Here is a 14,060-nt window from a genome sequence, read left to right as displayed (position 1 = left end):
CCGCTCCCGGTCAGAAGAGGCCTTCCTTCCGTGGCAGGTCGACGACGCCGAAGGCGGCCAGCAGGGTGACGGCGGCCAGGGCGGCGAGGAGCAGCCAGGCCACCGGGTGCCCGAGGTTGACCGTCCAGGAGGTGCCGAGCCGCCCGTGCAGCAGGAACGCGGGATCGCGCCTGTTGGCGTAGACCGTCCCCGCCAGGTGCCAGTGCCTGTCGTCGTCGCGCTGCACCACGCCGGAGTCCTCGTCGTCCTCGCCGGGCAGGGCGGGCAGCCGGTGCCCGGCCTGCCCGACCTTGCGCTCCCAGAGCAGGCTCGCGCCGAGCAGGGCGGCGAGCGGCAGGTAGGCGGCCACCCGCCAGGGCGTCGTGGCCGGGACGACTCCCCAGAGCTGCAGTGCCGAGATCAGCAGGCCCAGGCCGAGGCAGGCGGCCGTCGACAGCAACAGCGCGACGACCCCGCGCAGGTAGGCGCGGTAGCGGCGGGCCGAACCCCTGGGCCTGGCGGCGTCGAGGTCGGGCCGGGCGCGCAGGAGGACGAAGGCGATCGCCCAGGCGCCCAGGGTGACCGCCGCCTGGGTGATCACCGGCTCGAAGGCGCTGGTGAGGGTGGTGGGCACCCGCCGTGCCGGATCGACGCCGAACCCCAGGAAGCGGGGCAGCGTGGCCGGCAGCCCGCCGTACACCGCGGCTCCGATCCCGGCCCCCAGTAGCGGCACGGCCAGCGCGGGCAGCGCCCACGGCCAGGGCACCCGCACCGGGTCGGTGCGGAACGTGGTATCGACGGTCACGGCCTGGCGGTGCTCGGCCGGCCACCCACCGGCCAGCTTGGCCGCGCGCACCGCGCGGTGCGCCCGGTGGTAGAGCAGCGCACCGGCCACGACCAGGACCGTCACGGTGGCGCCGATGACGGCCGGATGCCGCAGCACGGCGAGCGCGGCGACCGAGACGACGGCCGCTCCCACGGCCGAGGCCACGGTGAGCCGGGCGAAGGCGCGGCGCTCGGCCACGATCACGGGGTCGGCCGCGCGGTCGGCGCTGACCCGCACCCCGAACGGCAGCGTGGGCCTGGCCAGCGCCGGCAGCATCAACGCGGAGCAGGCGACCAGGACGACGGCGGCCAGGTCGGCGGCGAGGAGCAGGGTCACAGCGCCGCCTTCTCGCCCGGGGCGAAGCCCGCGAGGATCGCCGCGCACCTCCGGGCAACGTCCTCACGGTCGAGGCCGTGGACGGTGGCCTCCGCCAGCAGTACGCGCATTCTTTCCTCCCAGTCCTCCACGAAGCCCGGCTCGGGCGGCCCCGTGGCGGCGTCTCGCCGGATGACGGCGCCGCTCTTGCGGTTGATGCGGATGATCCCTTGGTTGCGGAGCAGGTCGTAGGCCTTGTTCACGGTGTGGAAGTTGATGCCGAAGTCGGCGGCGAGCTGCCGGGTCGACGGCAGCGGATCTCCTTCCTTGGCCTCCCCGCGGGCGATGCTCTCCACGATCCGGTCCCGGATCTGCAGGTAGATCGGAATCTCGCTGTCGAGATCGAGGGTCAGGTGCACACGGGAATCCTATCTGATATACAACTAATAGAACAGATAGAACTCATGTAAAAGGAGGCCGGCATGACCCTGCCCATCGAGGTGCGCGGCCTGACCAAGACCTTCGGCGACGTGGCCGCCGTCACCGATCTCAGCTTCGACGTCGCCCCCGGCGCCGTGACCGGCTTCCTCGGCCCGAACGGCGCCGGCAAGACGACGACCATGCGCATGATGCTCGGCCTGGTGACGCCGACGTCCGGCACCGCCACCTTCGGCGGCGCCCGCTACACCGACCTGCGCCGCCCGACGTCCACCGTGGGCGCCGTCCTCGACAGCGCGGGCTTCCACCCCGGCCACACGGCCCTCGACCACCTGCGCGTGTACGCCCGCATGGGCCGCCACGGCGAGGCCCGGGTCCGGCACGTCGCCGAGCTGACCGGGGTGACGGCGTTCGCCGGGCGCGGCACGCGGGCCCTGTCCACGGGCATGCGCCAGCGGCTCAACCTGGCCACGGCGCTGCTCGGCGACCCGCGGGCGCTGCTGCTCGACGAGCCGGGCAACGGCCTCGACCCCGAGGGCATCGCCTGGCTGCGCCGCTTCCTGCGAGGTCTGGCCGCCGAAGGGCGCACGATCCTCGTCTCCAGCCACGTGCTCGCCGAGATCGAGCAGCTCGCCGACCGGGTCGTGGTGATCAGCGGCGGGCGCCTGGCGGCCACGGCTGCCGTCGGCGAGCTGTCCGGCGCCCCGGCGGTGCACGTGCGTTCCCCGCAGGCCGGCCCGCTGGCCGCCGCGCTGCCCGGGGCGCGCGTGGAGCGCCTCGCGCCCGACGCCCTGCGGATCCACGGCCTGACCCTTCCCGAGGTCGCCGCCGCCGCGGCGGCGGCGAGCGTCCCGCTGCACGGGATCACCCTCGAACGGCCCACCCTGGAGCAGATGTTCCTGCACCTCACAGGAGGTTCCCGATGACCGCCCTCATCTCGGCCGAATGGCTGCGCCTGACCACCACCCGGCTGTGGCTGTGGGGGCTGCTGTGCGCGATCGGCACCGGCGCCCTCGTCGGCCTGCTCGCGTTCGTCGGCCCGGAGAACTTCGAGCCACCGCTCCCCGGGCTGCACACCGCCGAGGGCACCCAGGTGGTGCTCGGCCTGCTCGGTTTCACCACGTTCGTGCCCGCGCTGCTCGGCACGGGCGCCGTCGCGGCCGAGTACCGGCACCGCACGGTGACCACCACGGCGTTGTTCGCCCCCCGGCGATGGACCTCGCTGGCGGCCAAACTGGCGGCCTACACCGCCGGCGGACTCGCCTACGGCCTGACCGCGGCCACGGTCGCCGGAGCCGGCCTGTTCGGCGCGGCAGCCGTCAAGGGCGTCGCGCTCGGCCTGCCGGCCTCGACGGTGGCTGAGCTGCTGGGCCGGGTCGCGCTGACCATGGCGGTCTACACGCTGCTGGGCGTCGCGGTGGGCGCCCTGCTCCGCAACCAGGTGGCGGCCCTGGTGGTGGTCGGCCTCTACGCGTACATGGTGGAGACCGTGCTGCTCCTCATCCCCGGGGTGAACACGCTCTACCCCTTCCTGCCGGGCGGAGCCACCGCCGCGCTCACCGGCTTCACCTTCCTGGCCGAAGCCGTGGCCACGCAGACCGGCGCCTCGGCCACGCACCTGCTCCCGGCACCGGCGGGCGGCGCGGTCCTGCTCGGCTACGCCCTGCTGGCCGCCGTCGTCGCGGTCGCCGCACCCCTGCGGAGGGACATTCCCTGACCGCGGCTCACCAGTTGGCGGGCAGGCCCGGGGTGGGGGCGGGCAGGTCGTGACCGGGCGGGTGGATGACGTAGGCGATGCCGCCGCTGCTGGAGCCGCGCAGCCAGACGTTCTCGAAGTCGGCGCGCGGGTAGACGCGGCGGACCGCCTCGTTGGAGGAGGAGGCCGGGTCGTTGGCGATGACGTCGCCGTCGGCGGTGAAGCCGACGACGACCATGATGTGACCGTTCGTGCCGTAGCCGGCGCCCGGCAGCTCGCCCTTCTTGAACGACTGCGAGGTGATCACGGGGACGCCCGCGGTGATCAGGCGTTCGAGCTCGGTCAGCGAGCGCAGGCGGGTGATGAACCCCTCCATGCCGAAGCGGCCCGCGTAGGCGGTGTTGAACGGCCAGTTGCCGGCGCCCTTGTAGGCGTGGTCGTAGGTGTGCCGGGCGGCGTAGTCGACCTCGGGGTCGGGGTCGGACGGCATGACCCAGGCGGTGTCGGCGTCGCTCGGCCACCTGCCCCAGTAGCCGAGGACCATCGTCATCGAGGTGGGGCTGCACCAGGCCTGGCCCCCGCCGTCCCATTCGGGGTAGTGGCCCTCGTGCACGTTCTGGGAGCGGCGCGGCACGTTCAGCTCGGCGCCCCACGCGCCGCCGCCCGGGCTGACCGGGACGGTCTTGCGGTCCGGCACGGCCGAGGCCATCACGCCGAGGCCGCGCACGACCGGCCGCACCGCGGAGCCGGGCGTGCGGTAGAGGGTGAGGCGGAGCTGGTAGGCGTCGATCCGCCGGTCCGCCGCCGCGACCAGCGTGTCGACGGCCACGGTGGCGTCGGCGTCGCCCTGGCCGGGCACGGAGGTGCGCCGGATGTCGCGGTCGCCGTAGGCCCACCGGCCCAGCACATACCACTTGGTCAGCCCGGCGGAGTTGCGGGCGCGCGCCTCGACCTGCATCCAGCTTCCCGGCGGGATGTCGGCCGTCCACGAGGCGATCAGCTCGCCGGCCGGGAAGCCGACCGCCCGCTCGGGGCCGGTCCAGCGGGCGTACTCCCAGCTTTTGGTGCCGAGCGCGTCGGTGTAGGCGGTGACGCCGAGCGGGGAGGCGAAGGCCAGGTCGTCGCCCGCCGTCACGCCCTCGGGCGTGCCCGCGGTGAAGACGGCCCGGTCGTACCTGACGTCGAACGACTCGGGCGCCCGGTGAGCTCCGTCGCGCTCGCCGGCGAGGGCGGCGGAGCTCGCGGCGGGGGTGGCGATCGTGGTGGCGAGCAGTGCGGTGGACAGGAGTACGGTCAACGCGCGCATGAACCCGCCTTCGTGAAGGGCCTCGACGCGGCCGACAGTAGGCGAAACCGGGCAGACGACACATCGGGAAATCTACGTATGGCACGGGACGCAAAAGGCGCCGTTCACCGCTGCTGGCGCTCCTTCATCTCCGCCTCGGCGATGTGCCGCCGGCCCTGCGCCAGCTCATCCCTGATCTGGCGTTCCAGGTCGACGAAGCACCGGTAGTAGCCGTCGTCGTACTCCTCGACCACCTGGAACGTCCACCGGCCGGCCAGCACGTTGCGGCCCAGCAGGTCCGTGGTCAGGGCGTCGGCCTGCCGGTCGTGCCCGGCGGCGCGCAGCCGTTCGATCGCCTCCTCCAGCTCCACGTGGGCGCTGCCGGTGAGCTGGTGGAAGGAATAGAGGTGGCCGCGCGCCCGCTCGACCTTCTCCAGCGAGCAAGAGAGCATGCCCAGCGCGTCCACGGTGGTGTCGTCGAGCCCGGCGGGCCGCCGCCCGCGCCACTCGGGAATCTCGTCACTCATGTCGCGGAGACTTCCCCGCGACGGCCCGTGCTACCCCCCCGGCCGGGACGAGAGGTACGGTCCGGTGCGATGATCCTGCTGGGGATCGTGGCAGGGTGGCGGAGAGGGAAACGAAGACCGTGAGCGACGGGACCACCAGGATGTTCTTTCCGGAAATCATCTCTCCCGTCCGGCGCATCGGGCAGCGGGAGTTCGACTTCGACCGCCAGGTGGCGATCATGGCGATCGTCAACCGGACGCCCAACTCCTTCCACGACCGGGGGCGGACGTTCGAGCTGTCCCGGGCGGTCGACGCGGCCTGCCGGGCCGTCGAGGACGGCGCCGACTGGGTCGACATCGGCGGCTTCGCCTTCAGCGCCGACCAGGAGCCCATCACGGTCGCCGAGGAGATCGGCAGGGTGGCGCCCGTCATCGCCGAGGTGCGCGCCAAGACCGACGCGGTGATCTCCGTGGACACGCACCGGGCCGAGGTCGCCAGGGCCGCCGTCGAGGCCGGCGCGGACGTCATCAACGACACCAACGGCCTGCGCGAGCCGGACATCGCGCGGGTCGCCGCCGAGACCGGCGCCGGCGTGATCGTCACCCACAGCCTGGCCGGCCCCGGCAGGGCGGTCGCCCGGCCGGTCTACACCGACGTGGTGGCCGAGGTGGCGCGGTTCCTGCGCGAGCGGGTGCGGTTCGCGCTGGACTCCGGCGTGCCGGCCGAGCGGATCGTCATCGACCCGGGCCACGACCTGAACAAGAACACCTACCACTCGCTGGAGCTGACCCGCAGGCTCGACGAGATCGCCGCCCTCGGCTACCCCACCCTGGCGGCGCTGTCCAACAAGGACTTCATCGGCGAGACCCTCGACCGCCCGCAGGGGGAGCGCACGGAGGGCACGATCGCGGCGAACGTGATCGCGATCCTGCGCGGCGCCCGCATCCTCCGGGTCCACGACGTGCCCAGCACGGTGGCGGCGGTCCGCATGACGGAGGCGGTGCTGGGCTGGCGCGCCCCGGTCCACGCCCGGCACAACATCGTGTGAGACGCCGGGGGAAATCACGATGCGAGCGCCACCGCCCCTCGGGTAGCGTCGCCGACCGTGACCCCTCAACGTGACAGGCCCCCCTTCACCGCGGACGAGCGCACCCAGCTCCTCGGCTGGCTCGGCATGCAGCGCTCGATCATTCACTGGAAGTGCGAGGGGCTGTCCGACGCCGACGCGCACCGGCCGGTCCTGCCCGCCTCGCCGCTGATGACGATGGCGGGCCTCGTCTCCCACCTGCGGTGGACCGAGCAGTGCTGGTTCGAGGTGCTCTTCCTCGGCGGCCCGGCGACCGGCCCGCAGTTCGTGGGGGAGGAGGACGCCGACATGATGGTCGAGGGCGTCCCGCTCGCCCAGCTCCTCGACGAGTACGCGCGGCAGTGCGCGGTGTCCGACGAGATCGTCGCCGCCCACTCCCTCGACGAGGTGGGCAGGCATCCCGACTTCCGTTCGGCCGCCGGCAACCTGCGCTGGATGATGCTGCACATGATCGAGGAGACCGCGCGGCACGCGGGCCACGCGGACGCCATCCGCGAGCTGCTCGACGGCAGCACGGGCTACTACTGACCGGACGGGGCCGCCAGCGGGGCGACCACGAACCTCGTCGTCGCCCACGCCAGATACAGCAGCGGCGAGAGGGCGAGCAGCACGCCGACCACCGGCTTGACCAGCACCGCGGCCACGGCCAGGGCGAGCACGCCCACGACGGGGGCGGTCAGCCACCACCGCCGCGCCACCAGATACAGACACGGCCGCACGAGAGCCGGCGGCCGGGCCCGCTCGCCCGCCGGCTCGGCCACCAGCACCAGCAGGGCGAAGGCCACCGCCAGCACCAGCGCCCCGGCCGTGACGAAGAACGGCGCGAGCGCCGGCCCCCACGCGGTGCGCGCCACCACGACGGCGTCCAGGGCCAGCACGGTCACGGCGACGCCGGCCGCCGCCCAGACGGCCAGGGCACGGCGGGCGGTGTCGCGGTAACCGTCCCAGAACGGGCGCAGCACGACGGCCGAGCCCTCGCCCAGCGCCGCGAAGCACCGGAAGGCGCCGCCCATCGCGGGCGCGCACAGCGCCGACAGCACGGCGAAGAACGGCCACGAGGCCAGCGGGTCGCGGACCAGCGCCAGCGCCACCAGCAGCGGCGCGCACGCCACGGCGAGCAGGACGTTCGTCATCAGCGCGACGTAGACGGTGCCGAAGACCCGCTCGTACGTCGCCTGGCCGGCCGGCCTGAGCAGGGCCCGCACGCCGCCACCGGGCGCGCTCATCCCTTCAGCCCGCTCGTCGCGATGCCCTGGATGAAGTAGCGCTGCCCCAGCAGGAAGATCACCAGGATCGGCAGCACCGACAGCACCGCCCCGGTCATGATCATCGCGTACTCGGCGTCGTACTGGCCGACGAACGAGCGCAGGCCGAGCTGCACCGTCCACAGCTCGTTGCTGGTCAGGTAGATGAACGGCCCCATGTAGTCGTTCCAGGTGTTGACGAAGGTCAGCAGGGCCAGGCTGGCCAGCGCCGGCTTCGACAGCGGCAGCATGATCCGCCAGTAGATCCCGTACTCGCTGAGCCCGTCGATCCGCGCCGCCTCGCACAGCTCGTCCGGGATCGACATGTAGTACTGCCGCATGAGGAACACGCCGAACGCGCCGAACGCCTGCAACAGGATGATCGACCAGTAGGTGTTCGTCAGCTCGGCCTGCTGCATCATGATGTACTGCGGCACCATGTAGGCCTGCCACGGCACCGCGATGGTGGCGATGTAGACCAGGAAGAGCACGTCGCGGCCGGGGAAGCGCACCTTGGAGAAGCCGTAGGCGGCGAAGCTGCCGGTCAGCAGCTGCAACAGCGTGATCGTCACCGACAGGAACGCCGAGTTGCCCAGGTAGGTGAGCAGCGGGATGCGGTCCCAGATCTCCACGAAGTTCGACCACTGCAGCTCGTCGGGGATCCACTGGACGGGCACCGTGAAGACCTCGTTGTCGCGCTTCAACGACGACGACACCATCCACGCGAACGGCACCAGCACCAGCACCGCCACGACGGTGAGCGCCAGGTAGGCCAGCGTCCTGCGGACCACGGCCGCCCCCTGGCGGCCGTCCCCCGGGGACACGGCCGGCGGGCGCGGCTTGGCGGCGGCCGGGGGAGCATCGTGCAGCGCGGTCATGAGGCGCTCCTCCGCTCGTTGATACGGAACTGGACGACGGTCACGGTGAGCACGATGACGAACAGCACCAGGGCGATGGCCGAGGAGTAGCCGAACTGCCCCTCGGTGATGCCCTCGCGGTAGACGAGCTGCGCCAGCACCAGCGTGCTGCGGCCCGGCCCGCCGTCGGTCATGACCACGATGAGGTCGAGGACCTTGAAGCTCTGGATCGTCAGCATGACGACCACGAAGAACGTCGTGGGCCGCAGGCACGGCACGGTGATGCTCCAGAAGCGCTGCCAGGCGTTCGCCCCGTCCACCCGGGCCGCCTCGTAGTACTCCTTCGGGATGGTCTGCAGGCCGGCCAGGTAGAGCACCATGTAGTAGCCCATGTCGCGCCACACGCTGGTGATGATCACGGCCGGCATCGCCCAGTCGGTGCTGGCCACCCATCGCGGCGGGTCGGAGACGCCGATCGCCTCCAGCACCTGGTTGACGGGCCCGGCCGTCGGGTTGAACAGCATGTTCCACACCACGGCGACGGCGACCAGCGAGGTGATGTACGGGAAGAACGCCGCGGTGCGGAAGAACGGCACCCCGCGCAGCTTCCGGTTGAGCGCCATCGCCAGGCCGAGTGCGGCGACGAGCGTCAGCGGGATGTGCCCGGCCGCGTAGAAGAGGGTGTTGCGGAGCGCGACGTGGAAGTTCTCGTCGTCGATCAGCTTCGCGAAGTTGTCGAGCCCCACCCACTCCGGCGCGCTGTAGGAGTCCCACTCCAGGAACGCCAGCGCGAACGCCGCCAGCATCGGCACCAGCGTGAAGAGGGCGAAGCCGACGAAGTTGGGCAGGATGAAGCTCCACCCGACGAGGATGTCGCGCCGGCGCCGCGAGCGGCGGGGCGGAGCCGGTGGCGCGGTCGGCGCCGGTTTCGTCAATACGTGGGCCATGGCCGTCCTTCGTGACTTCAGCGGATTGCCTGCGATGTCCGCTCGTATCCCTGTCCGCTTGCATCCTGTCCGCCCGTGTCCCGAGGCGGGGACCGGACGTCCGCCCAGGTCCCCGCCTCGCAGGCGGCTAGTTGAGCACTTCGCTCTTGACACGCTCGTTCATGGAGCGGATGCCGTCCGCGGGCGCCTTGTCACCGACCATGATCAGCTCGTGCTCCTCCTTGAGGATCGTGTCGATGTCGGAGGTGTTCTCGCTGACCGGCATCTCCAGGTTCACCTTGTCCGGCGCGAACGCCTTCTTCGACACCTCGTCGGTCGGCATGCCCTCGTTCTTGAAGTACGCCTCGGTGATCTCCGGGCTCTGCAGCGCCGGCACCACGCCCACCTTGCTGATCGCCTCGGCGCCGGCCTTGCCCGCGGCGAACTGCACGAACTTCTTGGCCAGGTCGGCGTTCTCGCTGCGCTTGTTCACCGCGAAGGCGGTCGGCGAGCCGAACGTCGTCACGCCGGAGCCGCCGGGACGCTGCGGCATCGGGGCCAGGGCCCAGTCGACGTCGGTCTTGCCGGCCTTCTTGGCCTCCAGGATGCCCGAGATGTACCAGGTGCCCATGGGCATCATGGCCGTGGCGCCGGTCTCGAACATGGTCCGGTAGTCCGACTTCTGCGCCATCGCGGTGCCGAAGTCGATGGCCGCGCCGGCCTTCTGCAGGCCGAGTGCGACGGCGTACTGGTCGTTGAAGAACGAGTAGTCGCCGCTGAGCTGGTCGCCGCCGGTCTGCGCGGCCGCGATGGCCTGCACCACCGACCGCCAGGTGTGGTGGTAGGTGCCGTAGACCTTCTTGCCGCCCTCGGACTTCGTGAGCTGCTGGGCGATCTTGCCGTACTCGTCCCAGGTGAGAGCCTCGGGAGCCTTGACGCCGGCCTGCTCGAAGTACTTCTTGTTGTAGTAGAGCAGCCAGAAGTCCTGCCGGTACGGCAGCGCGTAGTACTTCTCGGCCACGTTGAAGGCGTCCAGGCCGGCCAGGTTGGCGGTGTCGCCCGACTTGGCCAGGTCCGTGATCTCCGCGAGCTGCCCGCGGCTGGAGTAGCGCGAGTAGTCCGTGACGTTCTTCATCGTGATCACGTCGGTCTTGTCACCGCCGGCCAGCATCGTGGTGACCTTCTCGGCGTAGTCGTCGGCGAGGATGTCCACCGGCTGCACCTTGACGCCGGGGTTGGCCTGCTCGAAGGCGTCGAACAGCGCCTTGAACTCGGGCGTCTTGGCGAGGTTCCACACCGTGACGGTCAGCGTCGAACCGCCGCCGTCGCCACTGGCGCCGGCCTCCGGCTCGGAGGAGCCGCACGCGGTGACGGCGAGCGAGAGGGCGGCGGCTGCCGCCATGGCCTTCGCGAGGTGGCGTCGCACGGGGGCCCTTCCTGGCGTGTCGGAAGCGATCATTGCTCCGGTTTCCTTTCCTTCGAGCCGGTCTCAGGGCTCAGGCGCTCACCGTGAACTCGTCGGCGGTCACGGCCGCGAGGGGCGGCCGGCCGGTCAGGTAGCGTTCGAGCTCGTCGAGCGCGCTCTCACTCATCCGCCGGGTCTCCGATCCGAGAGATCCGGCGACGTGGGGGGTGATCATGACGTTGGGCAGGTCGTACAGGGGTGAGGTGGCGGGCAGCGGTTCGGGGTCGGTGACGTCGAGGATCGCGTCGAGCCGCCCGCGGACGCACTCCCGCTCCAGGGCGGCGGTGTCGAGGACGGCGCCGCGCGCGGTGTTGATGACGGTCGCGCCGTCGCGCAGCAGGGCCAGCTCCGCCGCCCCGATGAGGTGGCGGGTGGACGGCAGCGAAGGCACGTGCAGGGTCAGCACGTCGCACAGCGGCAGCAGGTCGGTCAGCGTGACCAGGCGGGCGCCCGCCGCGCTCACCTCGTCAGGGTCGGCGTACGGGTCCGCGACCAGGATATCCACCTCCAGCGCGCGCAGCCGCTCGACGACGCGGCGGCCCGTCCGGGAGAAACCGACGACGCCGATCGTGCGCCCGCGGTTGGTCAGCTCGCCGCGCCGGGACACGTACGACCAGTCGTCGCGGTGCCTGCGGGCGTCCTGGGCGAGGAACGGCGCCTTCTTGCCGGCGAGGATGACCGCGGCGAGGGTGAACTCGGCCACCGGGACGGCGTTCGCGTCGGCGGCGTTGGTGACGAGGATCTCCCGCCGCCAGACCTCCTCGGTGACGAACGTGCGCACCGTGCCGGCGCAGTGGAAGATCGCCCGCAGCAGCGGCGCGTCGGCCAGCCGCTCGGTCGTGAGCTGGGGGCAGCCCCACGAGGTGATCAGCACCTCGACCTCACGCAGCCGGCTGCGCACGTGCGGCGTGTCGAGATCGTTCGTGACGATCGGATCGGTGAGCTCGACGAGCTCGTGCAACCGGCGCAGCTGCGGCTCCTGGAACTGCACGCTGTAGTACGCGGGGTCCATCACGAGCAGGGCAGATGGTCGTCTCACACGGGTCCCTTCGCGGCAAGCGCTTACCAGTTCCGCCGATCATGTCCGATCGTTTCAATCACGTCAATACGAGGTTAATTCAGATCGATCACGTTATCTGATCGATATTGATCGTTCTAGAGCGTTGGCTCTTGACGAGTGACGAACCGGTCGCGTTAACTCCCTGGACGCCCTACCGCGATCACCAGGAGGACCCATGCGCTCGCTGCGGGAGTTCGACGACCTGCGGCTCTCACCCCACACCGGCTGGACGCGGCAGCACTGGGCCGCGCTCGCCGACCACCTCCTCCTGTCGGCGCGCCCCCACGCCTCCCCCTCCCACGCGCGCATCACCTTCCCCGGCCCGCCCGGCGGCTACGGCACCGACGTCGACGGGCTGGAGGGCTTCGCCCGCACCTTCCTGGCGGCCGGGTTCCGGGTGGCGGGCGAGGGCGGCCGCGACCCGCTCGGCCTCATGGACTGGTACGCCCGGGGGCTCGCCGCCGGCACCGACCCGCGCTCGCCCGAGCGCTGGGTCCGGCTGGACGAGCACGGTCAGGCCAAGGTCGAGGCCGCCTCCATCGCGCTGGTGCTGCACCTGACCCGGCCGTGGCTGTGGGACCGGCTCCCCCCGCTCGTCCAGGAGCAGGTGGTCGACTACCTCACGCCCGCGATCGGGTCCGACTACCCGCCGATCAACTGGGTGTGGTTCCAGATCGTCGTGGAGCAGTTCCTCGCCTCCGTCGGCGGGCCGTACGCGCGGGGTGACATCGAGCGGGGGCTCGCGCTCACCGACGGCTTCGCCCGGCAGGACGGCTGGTACGCCGACGGCGCCGAACGCGCCTACGACCACTACGCCGGGTGGGCGCTGCAGTTCTACCCGCTGCTGTGGGCCGAGATGGCCGCCGGGGACCCGGCCGCCGACTCCCGCCTGCCCGGCTACCGCGACCGGCTCGAACGCTACCTGCACGACGCCGTCCACCTCGTCGGCGCCGACGGGTCGCCCCTGGTGCAGGGGCGCAGCCTCATCTACCGGTTCGCCGCCGCCACCCCGTTCTGGGTGGGGGCCAGGGCCGGGGCCGGCTCGCCGGGGCTGCTGCGCCGGGCCGCCTCGGGCATCGCCCGCCACTTCGTGGACCGGGGCGCCCCCGACGAGGACGGCATCCTGACGCTCGGCTGGCACGGGGCGTGGCCGGCGATGGCCCAGTCGTACTCGGGACCCGGCTCGCCGTACTGGGCCGCCAAGGGCCTGTACGGGCTGTCGTTGCCCGCCGAGCACCCGGTGTGGACGGCCGTGGAGGAGCCGCTGCCGGTCGAGCGCGATGACTTCCACCTCCTGGCCCGCGCGCCCGGCTGGCTGGTCAGCGGCACCCGCGCCGACGGGATCGTCCGCGTGGTCAACCACGGCACCGACCACTCCCGGCCCGGCTCGCACCTGACCGACTCGCCGCTGTACGCCCGGCTCGGCTACTCGACGGCGACCTCGCCGCTGCTGGCCGGCCCGCACGCCGCCGACCCGTTCGACCAGTCGGTGGCCGTCCTCGACGAGGACGGGCGGCCCAGCCACCGGACCGGATTCGAGACGCTGCTGCTGGACCGCCTGCCCTCCGGGACGCTCGCCGGGGCGTCGCGGTGGCAGGCCCACTGGGTCGCCTCCGGCGCCGGCGGCCCCGACCACGGGTACGGGCGTTCGGGCGCGGTACGGCTCGGGCCGTGGATCGACCTGGTGTCGGCCGTACGCGGGGCCTGGGAGGTGCGCCTCATCCGCCTGTCACCGGGCTCCGCGCCCGAGGGCCCCGACGGCGCGGCGCCCCTGGACGCCGGCCGGCTGCGCGTCGGCGGTTGGCCCCTCCCCTCGGCCACCGCCACGGTGGCAGCCACGGTGGCAGCCACTTACTCCACGGCCGTCGCGTGTTCCCGGGTGGTCGCGGGTGCCGGTTTCGACCGGTCGGGCACGACGCCGGTCGCCGACGGCTCGCCGCTCGCGCCCTGGACGCTCGTCCCCTGGTGCGCCACCGGCGGCCCGGCGCGTACCGGCACCTGGTACACCGCCTCCGTGCACCTGGGCGGTCAGGCCCCGGCCGAGCCGCCCGCCGTGTCGTGGGACGGCCCCGCGCTCGCCCGCGTCACCTGGCCGGACGGCACCCTGGACACCCTGGCCGTCCCGGCCGCGCCCGGCGAGCCGGGCTGACGCCCCCTTCGTGGATCTCGTCGAAGCCGGAGCGGGAGGCGACGCGCGGAACTACCGGCTGCGGCGCCTCAGTGCTTTCCGGATGAGCAAGAAGGCCCCCATGGCGATCAGGATCGTCCCCAGGATGACCAAGATCCCCCCGATGGCGATCAGGATCGTCCCCACGAGGACCAGGATCGTCCCGATGACGAGAAGAAAGATCGCAAGGACGGTCACGATTGCCTCC

The 14,060-nt window shown here is 72.1% G+C and carries 15 protein-coding genes; 5 read left to right on the top strand and 10 right to left on the bottom strand.

Annotation, left to right across the window (positions count from 1 at the left end; all coding sequences use genetic code 11):
• Positions 1-10: 10 nt before the first annotated feature.
• Both FHU36_RS10405 and FHU36_RS10400 read right to left on the bottom strand, forming a co-directional pair.
• Complete coding sequence (locus tag FHU36_RS10405; protein ID WP_185083516.1) at positions 11-1,141, bottom strand: DUF1648 domain-containing protein; 1,131 nt, start codon at positions 1,139-1,141, stop codon at positions 11-13.
• Complete coding sequence (locus FHU36_RS10400) at positions 1,138-1,539, bottom strand: GntR family transcriptional regulator (protein WP_185083515.1); 402 nt, start codon at positions 1,537-1,539, stop codon at positions 1,138-1,140. The genes FHU36_RS10405 and FHU36_RS10400 overlap by 4 nt, the downstream gene beginning before the upstream one ends.
• Before the next feature lie 63 nt (positions 1,540-1,602).
• On the opposite strand from FHU36_RS10400, the gene FHU36_RS10395 reads away from it, so the two are divergent.
• On the top strand, positions 1,603-2,484 hold the full coding sequence (locus tag FHU36_RS10395) for an ABC transporter ATP-binding protein (protein ID WP_185083514.1): 882 nt from the start codon (positions 1,603-1,605) through the stop codon (positions 2,482-2,484).
• The gene (locus tag FHU36_RS10390) at positions 2,481-3,275 is read left to right on the top strand and encodes an ABC transporter permease (RefSeq protein ID WP_185083513.1); all 795 of its coding nucleotides are present in this window, start codon (positions 2,481-2,483) and stop codon (positions 3,273-3,275) included. Before FHU36_RS10395 ends, FHU36_RS10390 begins: the two co-directional genes overlap by 4 nt.
• A gap of 7 nt (positions 3,276-3,282) precedes the next feature.
• On the opposite strand, the gene FHU36_RS10385 is transcribed toward FHU36_RS10390, so the two are convergent.
• Positions 3,283-4,560 (bottom strand): C39 family peptidase, encoded by a 1,278-nt coding sequence (locus FHU36_RS10385; RefSeq protein WP_185083512.1) that lies wholly within the window; start codon positions 4,558-4,560, stop codon positions 3,283-3,285.
• Between the two features lie 104 nt (positions 4,561-4,664).
• The gene (locus tag FHU36_RS10380; RefSeq protein WP_185083511.1) at positions 4,665-5,066 is read right to left on the bottom strand and encodes a hypothetical protein; all 402 of its coding nucleotides are present in this window, start codon (positions 5,064-5,066) and stop codon (positions 4,665-4,667) included.
• 119 nt (positions 5,067-5,185) lie between these two features.
• On the opposite strand from FHU36_RS10380, the gene folP reads away from it, so the two are divergent.
• Both folP and FHU36_RS10370 read left to right on the top strand, forming a co-directional pair.
• The gene (gene folP, locus FHU36_RS10375; protein WP_312891525.1) at positions 5,186-6,094 is read left to right on the top strand and encodes a dihydropteroate synthase; all 909 of its coding nucleotides are present in this window, start codon (positions 5,186-5,188) and stop codon (positions 6,092-6,094) included.
• Between the two features lie 57 nt (positions 6,095-6,151).
• Positions 6,152-6,661 carry a DinB family protein gene (locus FHU36_RS10370; protein WP_185083510.1) on the top strand — a complete coding sequence of 170 codons (510 nt, stop codon included), beginning with the start codon at positions 6,152-6,154 and terminating at the stop codon, positions 6,659-6,661.
• On the opposite strand, the gene FHU36_RS10365 is transcribed toward FHU36_RS10370, so the two are convergent.
• The 5 genes from FHU36_RS10365 to FHU36_RS10345 all read right to left on the bottom strand — a co-directional run bounded on the left by FHU36_RS10365 (position 6,655) and on the right by FHU36_RS10345 (position 11,664).
• On the bottom strand, positions 6,655-7,359 hold the full coding sequence (locus tag FHU36_RS10365; protein ID WP_185083509.1) for a hypothetical protein: 705 nt from the start codon (positions 7,357-7,359) through the stop codon (positions 6,655-6,657). The genes FHU36_RS10370 and FHU36_RS10365 overlap by 7 nt on opposite strands.
• Complete coding sequence (locus tag FHU36_RS10360; RefSeq protein WP_185083508.1) at positions 7,356-8,255, bottom strand: carbohydrate ABC transporter permease; 900 nt, start codon at positions 8,253-8,255, stop codon at positions 7,356-7,358. The genes FHU36_RS10365 and FHU36_RS10360 overlap by 4 nt, the downstream gene beginning before the upstream one ends.
• Positions 8,252-9,181: a carbohydrate ABC transporter permease gene (locus FHU36_RS10355; protein WP_185083507.1), complete on the bottom strand. Its 930-nt coding sequence runs from the start codon at positions 9,179-9,181 to the stop codon at positions 8,252-8,254. Before FHU36_RS10355 ends, FHU36_RS10360 begins: the two co-directional genes overlap by 4 nt.
• 127 nt (positions 9,182-9,308) lie before the next feature.
• A complete protein-coding gene (locus FHU36_RS10350) occupies positions 9,309-10,586 on the bottom strand; it encodes an ABC transporter substrate-binding protein (RefSeq protein ID WP_221495827.1) in 1,278 nt (425 codons plus the stop codon).
• Between the two features lie 70 nt (positions 10,587-10,656).
• Complete coding sequence (locus FHU36_RS10345) at positions 10,657-11,664, bottom strand: hydroxyacid dehydrogenase (RefSeq protein ID WP_312891524.1); 1,008 nt, start codon at positions 11,662-11,664, stop codon at positions 10,657-10,659.
• A gap of 196 nt (positions 11,665-11,860) precedes the next feature.
• Here FHU36_RS10345 and FHU36_RS10340 point away from each other — a divergent pair, with 196 nt between their 5' ends.
• On the top strand, positions 11,861-13,834 hold the full coding sequence (locus FHU36_RS10340; RefSeq protein WP_185083506.1) for a DUF2264 domain-containing protein: 1,974 nt from the start codon (positions 11,861-11,863) through the stop codon (positions 13,832-13,834).
• 51 nt (positions 13,835-13,885) lie between these two features.
• Here FHU36_RS10340 and FHU36_RS10335 read toward each other — a convergent pair whose 3' ends face one another.
• Positions 13,886-14,050, bottom strand: coding sequence for a hypothetical protein (locus FHU36_RS10335; RefSeq protein WP_185083505.1), 165 nt, complete (start codon positions 14,048-14,050; stop codon positions 13,886-13,888).
• Between the last annotated feature and the right edge of the window lie 10 nt (positions 14,051-14,060).

It is taken from the genome of Nonomuraea muscovyensis, assembly GCF_014207745.1.
In the GTDB taxonomy this organism is placed as follows: domain Bacteria; phylum Actinomycetota; class Actinomycetes; order Streptosporangiales; family Streptosporangiaceae; genus Nonomuraea; species Nonomuraea muscovyensis.
This window is presented reverse-complemented; position numbering and strand designations above follow the sequence as displayed.